Source organism: Pseudonocardia sp. D17, assembly GCF_036984265.1.
Taxonomy (GTDB): domain Bacteria; phylum Actinomycetota; class Actinomycetes; order Mycobacteriales; family Pseudonocardiaceae; genus Pseudonocardia; species Pseudonocardia benzenivorans.
Map to the genome: position 1 here is coordinate 49,623 of NZ_BPRG01000047.1, position 11,278 is coordinate 60,900.

An 11,278-nucleotide genomic window follows, 5' to 3' on the forward strand; every position below is an offset into this window, starting at 1 on the left:
CAGCCCGAGCCCGGGCGGCGGCGTCCGGCGCGCCGGCGCCGCGGCGGGCGAGCCGACCGCCGCCGCGAACGCCGACGGGTCGGCCACCGCCACCCGTCCCCAGCGGAACGCCGCGATGTTGGCCTCGACGGCGACGCCGTTGAGCCCGATCGCCCACTCGACCGACTCGGCGCCGACCGGCAGCGCCCCGGCCTGGCAGGCCGCGCCGAGCAGCAGCAGGTTGGCCGGCATCGCGTCGCCGAACAGCGCGACGGCGGCGCCGGCCGCGTCGAGCCGCACGACGTCGGCACACCGGCCGGCGATGCGGTCGACCAGCGCCTCGACGTCGGGCGCGGCGACGGTCGCGTCGCGCACCATGGCGCCCGTCGGCACCGACGACACCGACACGACGGCCGTCGTGTCGGTGGCCGAGGCGTAGCCGAGGTTGCGCGCGTCGGCACCGACGAGCGCGTCGAAGGCGAGGTAGCAGCGCGCCTGCGCGGGTCCGACGCGGTTCGCGGGGCCGAGCTCGGCCTCGGACGCGGCGACCCGCAGGTGCGAGACCACCGGCCCGGCCTTCTGCGACAGCCCGGTCTGGTCGACGCCGTGCACGGCCAGCCCCTCGTGCACGGCTGCCGACGCGAGCACCTGGTTGACCGTGACGATGCCGGTCCCGCCGATGCCGGCGAGGAACACGTCACCGGCCGGAGCGACCACCGCGGACGGCACGTCGGGCGGCTCGGGGCGGGTGCGAGCCGCGGGGCGCGCACCGTCGGCGACGACGGTCACGAACGACGGGCAGTCCCCGTCGAGACAGGAGTAGTCGGTGTTGCAGGACGACTGGTCGATGCGGGTCTTGCGACCCAGCTCGGTGTCGACGGGCTGCACCGACAGGCAGTTGCTCTTCACCCCGCAGTCGCCGCAGCCCTCACACACCTCCTCGTTGATGACGACGCGGGTGGGCCGCACCGCGAGCGCCCCGCGCTTGCGCAGTCGTCGCGACTCCGCGGCGCAGCGCTGGTCGTAGATCAGGACGGTGACGCCCTCGGCCTCCCCCAGCACGCGCTGGGCCTCGTCGAACCGGTCGCGGTGCCACAGGTCGACCCCCCGCGGCAGCGGCGGCAGCGCCCGGTAGCGCGCCGGCTCGTCGGCACACACCATCACCCGGGCGACGCCCTCGGCCAGCAGCTTCGCCGCGAGCGCCGGGACCTCGAGCCCGCCCTCGGCGTCCTGTCCGCCGGTCATGGCGACGGCCCGGTTGTAGAGGAGCTTGAACGTGATCGACACGCCGGCGGCGACGCAGGCCTGCACGGCGAGCTGGCCGGAGTGGGCGAACGTCCCGTCGCCCATGTTCTGGTACATGTGCCGGGCGTCGGTGAACGGCGCCTGCCCGATCCACTGCGCGCCCTCGCCGCCCATCTGCGTGATCGACGAGACCTCGCTGGTGGGCCGATGGGTCAGCGCGACCATCGCGTGGCACCCGATCCCACCGCCCGCGACCGCACCCTCGGGGACGACGGTCGAGCGGTTGTGCGGGCAGCCCGAGCAGAAGTAGGGGGTGCGGGCGACCGGCGACAACGACAGCGGCGCGGGCACCCGTACGGGCTCGGGCAGCGCGACGCGCCCGGAGAGGACGCGGCGCAGCGGCCCGGCCAGCGCTCCGGCGGTCAGCTCCCCCGCGACGGGCACCAGCGGCCGGCCGTCGGCGTCGGCGGACCCGACGACCACGGGTGCGGACGCCAGACCGTACAGCGCGTCACGGACCCCGGTCTCGAGGAACGGCGTCTTCTCCTCGACGACGAGCACGGTGTCCAGGCCCTCGGCGAAGTCGCGCAGGAGGCCGCGCTGCACGGGCGCGACCATGCCCATCCGCAGCAGCCGGATCCCGGCTCTGCGGCAGCCGTCGTCGTCGAGACCGACGTCGCGCAGTGCCTGCCGGACGTCGGTGAACGCCTTCCCGGCGGCGACGATCCCCAGCCAGGCACCCGGGGTGTCCAGCTCGACGGTGTTGACCGGGTTGGCCTCGAGGAAGGCGTCGACCATCGCCCGCCGCGGCCCGTAGAGCTGGGCCTCGGCCTCCAGCGACGACGGCGGCACGAGCATCGGGATCTGGCGGTACTCCCAGTCCCGTCCCTCCCACTGCAGCGCCGGGACGGTGATCTCGACGTCGCCGCAGCCGGCGTCGAGGGTCCAGACGCCGTCGGCGACGTCGGCGGTGATCTTCATGCCGACCCACATGCCCGAGGCCCGCGACAGCGCGACGCCGTAGCGGCCCAGCCGCACGATCTCCTCGGCGCTGCTGGGGTAGAGGACGGGCAGCCCGTAGCCGGTGAGCGTGCGCTCGGAGATGCACGGGATGGTCGACGACTTGCAGCTCGGGTCGTCGCCGGCGAGGACGAGGACCCCACCCGCGGGGTGGGCGCCGCACATGTTGCCGTGCCGCATCGGGTCGCCCGCCCGGTCGACGCCGGGCGCCTTGCCGTACCAGACGCCGACGGCGCCGTCGACCGTCCGGCCGTGCCCGGGCACCTCGACCTGGCTGCCCCAGATCGCGGTCGCGGCGAGCTCCTCGTTGACCCCGGGCACGAACGTCAGGCCCGCCGTCTCGACGAGCTCCGGTGCGGCGGCCAGCGTCTTGTCCAGCCCGCCCAGGGGCGAGCCCTGGTAGCCGGACACGAAGGACGCCGTCCGCAGCCCCGCGCGCGCGTCCGCCGCGTGCTGCTCGGCGAGCAGCCGGGCGATGGCCTGCACGCCGGTGAGCAGCACCGGACCGGTGCCCGGTCGGTAGCGGTCGGTCAGGGAGAAGTCCACGGGGTCCGCGGCCGGTCCCGAGGCCCGCGGCTCGCTGTCCTGCACGGTCATGCGTTCACCTCGCCGGTCGGACGCCGCCCACGTCGTGGAGACGGCCTGCCCACCTTCTCATTGCCGCGGCGGATCCGCGGAGCACCCGTTCCGATCAGCGCAACGCGGGCCCCGCTACTACTGGATCCGCCGCTCGACGCCCGCCCACGCCTTCTCCCGGAGGACGAACTTCTGGATCTTGCCGGTGGAGGTCTTGGGCAGCTCGCCGAACACGACGGTCTTCGGTGCCTTGAACCGCGCGAGCCTGCCCTTGACGTGCTCGATGATCTCCTGCTCGGTCACCGACGCGCCGGCGTGCAGGGTCACGTAGGCGGCCGGGACCTCTCCCCAGCGCTCGTCGGGCACCGCGATCACCGCGACCTCGAGGACGGCCGGGTGCTCGGCGACGGCCTGCTCGACCTCGACGCTCGCGATGTTCTCGCCCCCGGAGATGATCACGTCCTTGCTGCGGTCGCGCAGCTCGACGTAGCCGTCGGGATGCATCACCCCGAGGTCGCCCGTGCGGAACCAGCCGTCGGGCGCGGCCGCCGCGGTCGCCTCGGGGTCCTTGAAGTACCCGAGCATGACGTTGTTGCCGCGCAGGGCGATCTGGCCCACCGAGGTGCCGTCGGCCGGCAGGTCGGCGCCGTTGTCGTCGACGATCCGGGCGGTGCAGGAGATCATGTTGCCGACGCCCTGGCGCGCCTTGAGCCCGGCCTGCTCCTCTGCGTCGAGGCCGTTCCACTCCGGGCGCCAGTCGCAGATCATCGCCGGGCCGAACGTCTCGGTGAGCCCGTAGAGGTGGGTGACGTCGAAACCGAGGCCGGCCATCCGGCGCAGGATCGCCGGGGACGGGGGCGCCCCGCCCGTCGCGATCCGGACCACGCGGTCGCCGGGCACGCCCTCACCGGCCTGCTCGGCGTAGGCCAGCATCGACAGCACCGTCGGCGCCCCGTTGAGGTGCGTGACACCCTCCTCGCGGATCAGCTGCCAGACCCGCGCGGGATCGACCTTGTCGAGGCAGACGTGCGTGCCGGCCGCGGCGGTGACGGCCCACGGGAAGCACCAGCCGTTGCAGTGGAACATCGGCAGCGTCCACAGGTGCACCGTCGAGGGCGACATCCCGGTGTGCCCGACCATCGCCAACGCCTGCAGGTAGGCGCCGCGATGGTGGTACATGACGCCCTTGGGGCGGCCCGTCGTCCCGGACGTGTAGTTGATCGAGAGCAGCGCGCGCTCGTCGTCGGGGGTGACGGCCAGCGGCGACGCGCCCGCGAGCAGGGCCTCGTACTCCTCCCCCGCCCGGATGCGCGCGGGCGCGGCCGTGCCGGAGCCGGCGAGCCGGGCGAGGGCGTCGTCGACGAGCTCGTCGAACACGGGGTCGTGGACCAGCACGGCCGCACCGGAGTGCTCGAGGATGTAGGCGACCTCGCCGGCCGAGAGCCGGGTGTTGATCGCGACCAGCGGCGACCCCGCCCACGGCACGCCGTAGTTCGACTCCAGCAGCACGTGGGTGTTCGGGGCGAGGAACGCGACGGGGCGCCCGCCCGCCAACGGGGCGAGGCCACCCGCGAGGCGCCTGCAGCGGTCGTGGAACTCGCGGTAGGTCAGTCGGAGCTCGCCGTCGATCACCGCGACGCGGTCGCCGTGCGCGGCCGCCGCGCGATCGAGATAGGACACCGGCGTCAGCGGCTCGAACGACAGATCCGTCATGAGGGGAACCCTGTCACGCACCGCCCCGAACGGAAGCCGTCCGACAGTGCCCCGGCTGTGACCCTCACCTCAGCGACCCTCACCTCAGCCACCCTCACCTTCAGCGCGGCGCCGGGGCCGGCGGCGAGGCCGGCTCCGCCGCCGCGATCCGCGCCCGCAGCCGCTCCCGGATCTCCTCCGGGGTGTAGGCGCGGCGGCGCCGCTCGGCGCGCGCGGTGACGACACCGGTCGCCGCCACTCCGGCGAGCCCCGCCAGACCTGCCCACTTCCACCAGCGCATCGCCATAGGGTAGGCGCCCGTGAGCGGCTCCTCGATCTCCCTCGACCGCGCGGTCGACCTGACCAGGACCGGGGACGTGTGGCTGTTCCGCGGCCGCACCGGCGCCGACCGGGCCATCCAGAACCTGACGAACTCGCCGGTCAACCACGTCGGCATGGCGATCGTGGTCGAGGACCTGCCGCCGCTGATGTGGCATGCCGAGCTCGGCCGGTCGCTGCCGGACGTGTGGACCGGCCGCCACCAGCGCGGCGTCCAGCTCCACGACCTGCGCGACGCCGTCGCCACCTGGCACGAGCGCTACCACCAGCGGGTCTGGCTGCGCCAGCTGGAGCCCACGGTCGGGCGCGAGCGGGAGGACGCGGCGCTGCGCACCGTGGCCCGCCTCGACGGCACCCCGTTCCCGTCGACGGCGCGGCTCGCGTCGCGCTGGGCCCGGGGGCGGCTCCCGCGGGCCGGTGCCCGCGCCGCCCGCGTGCGGGACTCGGTCCTCGCGCGGGTGCGCGCGCCGCTCGCGCGCCGTCGCGGGGACGACGGGGTCCCGCCCGCCGCCGGCTCCGACGTCGCGGCGACGGAGCCCGCGCTCGTCACCGCCTACTGCGCGGAGGTCGTCGCGGTGACCTACGAGGAGATGGGCCTGCTCACCGCCGACCGCCGGCCCAACTGGTACGACCCGGGTCGCTTCTGGTCCGGCGACCGGCTGCCCCTCGTCGACGGGTTCGCGCTCGGCGGCGAGATCGCGGTGTCGGTCGACGGGCGGTGACCCGCAGGTCGTGCCGGTCGCGCCCGCGCGTGCCGTGCCGGTCGGGTCGGGGTCTCCGTAGGCTGGCGGGGTGAGCATCGTGTCCCGCCGGGTGGTGTCGGCCGCCGCCCGCTCGGTACTCGTCGGCGGCCTGCTCGTCGGGGCCGGCAGGGTCGCGCGGGCCGCCCGCGGCGTTCCCCTGGCGGTCGGGGCGAGCGACGCCGTCCTGCGGGCCCGGGCCGCGAGCTCACCGCACTCCCGCGACGGCCGCTTCGGCAACACCGAGCCCGGCGTCCAGATCGCGCCGGGCGAGTTGCGCGGGCTACTGCTGCGGCTGCTCACCCGCGGGACGACCGGCACCCCGTCGGCGCCGGTCCCGATCGCGGCCGACGTCCAGCCCGTCACCGCGGGCGAGCTCGCGCTGACCTGGTACGGCCATTCGTCGGTGCTGCTGGAGATCGACGGCCGCCGGGTGCTGACCGACCCGGTGTGGAGCGAGCGGGTCTCGCCGTCGGAGCGGGTCGGGCCGCGGCGGCTGCACCCGGCGCCGGTCCCGCTGCAGGCGTTGCCTCAGGTCGACGCCGTCGTCGTCTCCCACGACCACTACGACCACCTCGACATGGCGACCGTGCGACGGCTCGGCCACGAGACGGCCGCCGTGTTCGTCGTCCCGGTCGGGATCGGGGCCCACCTGCGCCGCTGGGGGGTGCCCGACGACCGGATCCGCGAGCTGGACTGGAACGACGCCACCGAGGTCGCCGGGCTCACGATCACGTGCGCGGAGGCGCGTCACTTCTCCGGCAGGCTGTTCGCCCGCAACACGACCCAGTGGTCGTCGTGGGCGGTCGCGGGGCCGCGGCGGCGGGCCTACTTCGGCGGCGACACCGGGTACACCGCGGCATTCTCCGAGGCGGGCGCGCGGCTGGGACCGTTCGACGTCACCGTCCTGCCCGTCGGGGCCTACGACGTCGCGTGGCCCGACATCCACATGAACCCCGAGGAATCGGTGCGGGCGCATCGCGACCTGCGCGGCGGATTACTCGTGCCGGTGCACTGGGCGACGTTCAACCTCGCATTTCACGGGTGGTCCGAGCCGGTGACACGGCTGCGGGCCGCGGCCGAAACCGCGCGAATCCCACTGGTGGTACCGCGTCCCGGTCAACGCGTCGACCTGCTCACCCCGCCCGCATTGGACGACTGGTGGTCGGCGCTGGGGTGACGCCTTTCCGGCGGCTTCGGGCGACCATTCATCCGGATTACCCGACCGCGCTCGGTACGCTGCGCAGCGTTCGCCACGCACCGTGCGTGCACACCCGGCAACGCACCGGGTGAACTCGTCGGTAAACGGTCGCGCTCTGCACTCCTGTCTGCTGCGCGGACGCATGCAACAGATCTACCCGACTCCCGAGCACTCACAGTGAACGGGTGGACCCCATTCGACATTCCTCGACCCACTCCATTACGATTGGTCGACGAGGAAATCATGCACGTGCTCGACTCTCCGGCGGATACTGTCGTTCCGTTCGGGTTTCCGCCGTGCCCGCGCTCTTGTGAAGGGTAGCCAGTGGCGAAGCAGACGACGGTGACGCTGGTGGACGACATCGACGGCTCCGAAGCGGACGAGCAGGTCGAGTTCGCCCTCGACGGCAAGCACTACGAGATCGACCTGTCCGCGGCGAATGGGAAGCGATTGCGCGAGGCGCTCGACCCCTTCATTAACGCGGCCCGTCGTGCGCCCTCACGGCGGTCTGGCAGCAGCAACGCCGGCCCGCCGCGTGCGTCTTCGGACCGTGAACAGAACCAGGCCATTCGCGAATGGGCGGTCTCCCAGGGGATGAAGATCTCCGAGCGCGGCCGGATCCCCACGAATGTGCTCGAGGCGTACCGGCAGAGCCACTGAGGTTCCCCGGCCGGGGCCCGCGTTCGCGACAGCCCCGATGCCGCCGACCGGCCGGGACCGGCCCCGACACTTCTCCGCATTCCCGGAGCAATCCCCGCGACCCCCCTCGGGTCACTTCCCGTCGGACGGTCCCGTTCTCAGGCACGCCAGAGCTGCGTACCTGCGCGACTGATGACGATGCTCGGGACGACCGCCCGGGCCGACAACCGGGTGAGCCCGAGCACCATTTCCGAGACGTCGTCGACCGTCAACATCGACGACCGTTCCAGACGTCCCTCGAGATGTGCGGTCATGTCCGTGTCGACATATCCCGGCGCGACCGCGGTGGCGTTCACACCGTTGCGGGACTCCTCGAGGGAGAGCGTCTCGCAGAACGACACCAACCCGGCCTTCGACGCCCCGTACGCCGACAGGCCGGCCTCCGCGGCCACCCCGGTGATCGACGAGAGCGCGACGACGCGACTGCCGTGGCGGGGGTTGGCCGCGGCCGTCTCGCGCAGCAGCGGCAGGAGCTCACGGACCAGCAGCACGGGCGCCCGCAGGTTGACCCCGATCTGCAGGTCGAACGCCTTCGTGCGCATCGCCGCCACGGGCTCCTCGGCACCGAGACCGGCGGCCAGCACGAGCACGTCGAGGCGGCCGAACCGGTCGGTGTGCTCGGCCGCGAGCCGGACGAGCGCGTCCTCGTCGGCCATGTTGGCGGCGACCCCGTGCACCTCGGCACCGGTCTCGCCCGCGATCTTCTCGCAGGCGGCGGTGACGCCGGCCTCCTGCCGGGCCGCGACCGTCACCGAGAAGCCCTCACCGGCGAGCCTGCGGGCGATGTCGCCCCCGATGCCCCGTGAACCCCCGGTGACGAGTGCGACCCTGCGCCCGTTGTCTCGATCGATCATCCCGTCACTGTGCCGTACGGGGTCCGCGCACGGTCGGTGACACCTGCCACGGCCGGGCCACGTCGGCCCGGGGCCGGCCCCTCGGGTCCGGTCGGTCCCCGGCGGCGCGGGCCGCCGCGTCCCGGGGCCGGCATCGGGTCTGAGCCCGGCCGCTCAGCGGCGGCGGTGGGCGCGCGCGTAGCGCGCCCTGGCGAGGACCGCGGCGGCGGCCAACGGCACCGCCGCCGTCAGCGCGACGCCGAAGAGCGTCGGGTAGTCGCCCGCGTCGGCGAGCGGCGCGGCCAGCGCCGTCCCGACCGAGCTGCCGAGGAACAGCACCGCCGCGAACAGCGACACCGCCGCGGCCCGGGCCCGGGGCACGACCTCGGTCGCCCAGGTCTGCAGCGTTGTGTGCAGGAATGCCCAGGCGACGCCCAGCAGCAGACCCGAGGCGAGGATCGTCGCGACACCGACCGACACCGCGGGCGGCACCCACGCGACGGCGAGCACACCGCCCCCGACCGCGGCCAGCACGACGGGCGAGACCCGTCCGACGAGCCGGCGCACGAGCCGCGACGTCAGCAGCGCCGCGATCCCGTACGCCGCGGCGACCAGCCCCGCGACGCCCGGCGACCAGCCGAGCCCCTGCACCGCCGGGGCGAGGAACGTCAGCGTCCCGAGCGCGACGGCACCCTCGACGAACGCCAGGCCGAGCACCACCCATGCCCACCCGCTGCGGGCGACGAGCCCCAGCGGAGCCAGTAGTGCGCCCGGTGGCGCGCGCTCCGGCTCGGGCAGCCGCCGCAACGCCACCCACAGCACTGCGGCCGCGACGCCCGTCAGGCCGAACACCGCACGCCATCCGACCAGCTCGGCGACGACGCCCGCGCCGACCGTCGCCGCCGCGGTCCCGAGCGAGGACGCGGCCAGCAGGTCCGACAGCGGCCGCTGGCGCACCGCGACCGGCCAGGTGTCGCCGACGTAGACCAGGGTGGTCGGGATCAGTGCGGCCACCATCGCGCCGGCCACGACGCGCGATACCGCGAGCACGGCGAGCGTCGGGGCGACGACGGACACCACCGCGGCGAGCGCGGTTCCCGCGAGCGCGACGCGCATCACCCGGACCCGGCCCAGCCGGTCGCTGAGCAGCCCCCACAGGGGCTGCATGAGCCCGTAGGCGAGGTAGTAGCCGCTGGCCACGGCCGCGACCGCGGCGAGCGACACTCCCAGGTCACGGCCGATCTCGATCAGCAGCGGCGCGAGCGCGAACCGGTCGAACGTGCTGGTCAGGGCCGCGGCCTGGAGCAGGCGGACCCGGGCGGGCGCGTCGTCGGGGAGGTCCGGGCGGGCAGGCACACCGGACGTCGCGGACACTTGCCAACCCTAACCACCCGCGGCCGGGCAGCGCCTAGGGTGACCGGGTGCCCGATCTCGATCCCGACGAGTTCCGCCGCCTCGGCCACGCGTTCGTCGACTGGGTGGCCGACCACCGCGCCCGCATCACCGACCACGACGTCCAGCCCGCGGTCGAACCGGGCTCGGTGCGCCGCCTGCTGACCGACGGTGCCCTCGCGGGCGGGCTGCCGGAGACGCCGCAGCCGCTGGAGGAGCTGCTCCGCACCGTCGACGAGGTCGTCGTGCCGGCGAGCACGCTGTGGCAGCACCCCGGGTTCTTCGGCTACTTCCCCGCCAACGCCTCGCTCGCCTCGCTGCTGGGCGAGCTGCTCTCCGGCGGGCTGGGTGCGCAGGGGATGCTCTGGTCGACCTCGCCGGCCGCGACCGAGGTCGAGCAGGTGCTGCTCGACGGGTTCGCCCGCGCCCTCGGCATCGGCGAGGCGTTCACGTTCGACGGCGGGGGCGGCGGCTCGATCCAGGACTCGGCGTCGTCGGCCGCGCTCGTCGCGCTGCTCGCCGCGCTGGAACGGGCCGGCGGCGGAGCATGGCGGGAGTCGGGCACCGACGGCCGCGAGCGGGTCTACGTCACCGCGGAGACGCACTCATCGCTGGCCAAGGCCGTGCGCGTCGCGGGCCTGGGGGCGCGGGCGCTGCGCGTCGTCGAGCCGGTACCGGGCACCGTCTCGATGTCGCCCGACGCGCTCGCCGCCGCCGTCGCCGCGGACGTGGCCGCCGGGCTGCGGCCGGTCATGGTGTGCGCGACCGTCGGCACCACCGGCACGGGGGCGGTCGACCCGGTGCGTGCCGTCGCCGCCGTCGCCGCGGCCCACGACGTCTGGGTGCACGTCGACGCCGCCTGGGCCGGCGTGGCCGGGCTCTGCCCCGAGCTGCGGCACGTGCTCGACGGCTGCGAGCTCGCCGACTCCTTCTGCACCGATGCCCACAAGTGGCTGCTCACCGCGTTCGACGCCTCCTTGCTGTGGGTCCGCGACGCGACGGCCCTGCCGCGGGCGCTCTCGATCACCCCGGAGTACCTGCGCAACGCGGCCAGCGAGTCCGGCGCGGTCGTGGACTACCGGGACTGGCAGGTCCCGCTGGGCAGGCGGTTCCGGGCGCTGAAGCTGTGGGCCGTCGTGCACGGGCTCGGCCTCGACGGGCTGCGGGCGCACCTGCGCGGGCACGTGGCGATGGCCGTCGACCTCGCCGCGAAGGTGCGCGCCGAGCCGGGCCTGGTGCTCGCGGCGCCACCGTCGCTCGCGTTGGTGTGCCTGCGCGCCGACACCGGCCGGGGCCCGGAGGCCGACGACGCCGCGACGCGGACGCTGGTCGAGCGGGTGAACGCGTCGGGGTCGGCGTTCGTGACCCACACGGTCGTCGACGGTCGGTACGTGATGCGGATCGCGATCGGCGCGGTCACGACGCAGCCCGAGCACGTCGCGGCCCTGTGGCAGCGAATCCGCGCCGACAGCGCCGCGCTGCGGAGGGAGCCCGTGCAACCGACAGCATGAGGTGAGGCTAACTTTGGTCCGGAAAGGGACGAATCGTCCACGCCGACCGAA

Annotated in this window: 9 protein-coding genes; 4 read left to right on the top strand and 5 right to left on the bottom strand. The window is 74.5% G+C overall.

Features of this window, described 5'->3' with window-relative positions; genetic code table 11:
• From PSD17_RS09570 to PSD17_RS09580, 3 genes are all read right to left on the bottom strand, one after another.
• Positions 1 to 2,841 (bottom strand): indolepyruvate ferredoxin oxidoreductase family protein (locus PSD17_RS09570; RefSeq protein ID WP_339122412.1); only part of this gene is annotated, 2,841 nt, incomplete at its 3' end.
• Between the two features lie 117 nt (positions 2,842 to 2,958).
• Positions 2,959 to 4,533: an acyl--CoA ligase family protein gene (locus PSD17_RS09575; RefSeq protein ID WP_339122413.1), complete on the bottom strand. Its 1,575-nt coding sequence runs from the start codon at positions 4,531 to 4,533 to the stop codon at positions 2,959 to 2,961.
• 100 nt (positions 4,534 to 4,633) lie between these two features.
• Positions 4,634 to 4,813 (bottom strand): hypothetical protein, encoded by a 180-nt coding sequence (locus tag PSD17_RS09580; protein ID WP_041761763.1) that lies wholly within the window; start codon positions 4,811 to 4,813, stop codon positions 4,634 to 4,636.
• Positions 4,814 to 4,832: 19 nt separating this feature from the next.
• Between PSD17_RS09580 and PSD17_RS09585 the strand changes: the two genes are divergently transcribed.
• From PSD17_RS09585 to PSD17_RS09595, 3 genes are all read left to right on the top strand, one after another.
• Positions 4,833 to 5,573, top strand: coding sequence for a hypothetical protein (locus tag PSD17_RS09585; RefSeq protein ID WP_013676071.1), 741 nt, complete (start codon positions 4,833 to 4,835; stop codon positions 5,571 to 5,573).
• 70 nt (positions 5,574 to 5,643) lie between these two features.
• Positions 5,644 to 6,771 (top strand): MBL fold metallo-hydrolase, encoded by a 1,128-nt coding sequence (locus PSD17_RS09590; RefSeq protein WP_339122414.1) that lies wholly within the window; start codon positions 5,644 to 5,646, stop codon positions 6,769 to 6,771.
• A 345-nt stretch (positions 6,772 to 7,116) separates the two neighbouring features.
• Positions 7,117 to 7,452: a histone-like nucleoid-structuring protein Lsr2 gene (locus PSD17_RS09595; RefSeq protein WP_013676073.1), complete on the top strand. Its 336-nt coding sequence runs from the start codon at positions 7,117 to 7,119 to the stop codon at positions 7,450 to 7,452.
• Between the two features lie 137 nt (positions 7,453 to 7,589).
• Here PSD17_RS09595 and PSD17_RS09600 read toward each other — a convergent pair whose 3' ends face one another.
• Positions 7,590 to 8,345, bottom strand: coding sequence for an SDR family NAD(P)-dependent oxidoreductase (locus PSD17_RS09600; RefSeq protein ID WP_013676074.1), 756 nt, complete (start codon positions 8,343 to 8,345; stop codon positions 7,590 to 7,592).
• Between the two features lie 153 nt (positions 8,346 to 8,498).
• Entirely contained in the window at positions 8,499 to 9,698 is a 1,200-nt protein-coding gene (locus PSD17_RS09605) for an MFS transporter (RefSeq protein WP_339122415.1), read from the bottom strand.
• Between the two features lie 47 nt (positions 9,699 to 9,745).
• Between PSD17_RS09605 and PSD17_RS09610 the strand changes: the two genes are divergently transcribed.
• The gene (locus tag PSD17_RS09610) at positions 9,746 to 11,227 is read left to right on the top strand and encodes a pyridoxal-dependent decarboxylase (RefSeq protein WP_339122416.1); all 1,482 of its coding nucleotides are present in this window, start codon (positions 9,746 to 9,748) and stop codon (positions 11,225 to 11,227) included.
• Positions 11,228 to 11,278 lie beyond the last annotated feature (51 nt).

What these genes read in the sequence shown, in the direction of transcription:
- PSD17_RS09575 (WP_339122413.1), bottom strand. Translation starts at nt 4,533, where the DNA reads ATGACGGATCTGTCGTTCGAGCCGCTGACGCCGGTGTCCTATCTCGAT.
- PSD17_RS09580 (WP_041761763.1), bottom strand. Translation starts at nt 4,813, where the DNA reads ATGCGCTGGTGGAAGTGGGCAGGTCTGGCGGGGCTCGCCGGAGTGGCG.
- PSD17_RS09600 (WP_013676074.1), bottom strand. Translation starts at nt 8,345, where the DNA reads ATGATCGATCGAGACAACGGGCGCAGGGTCGCACTCGTCACCGGGGGT.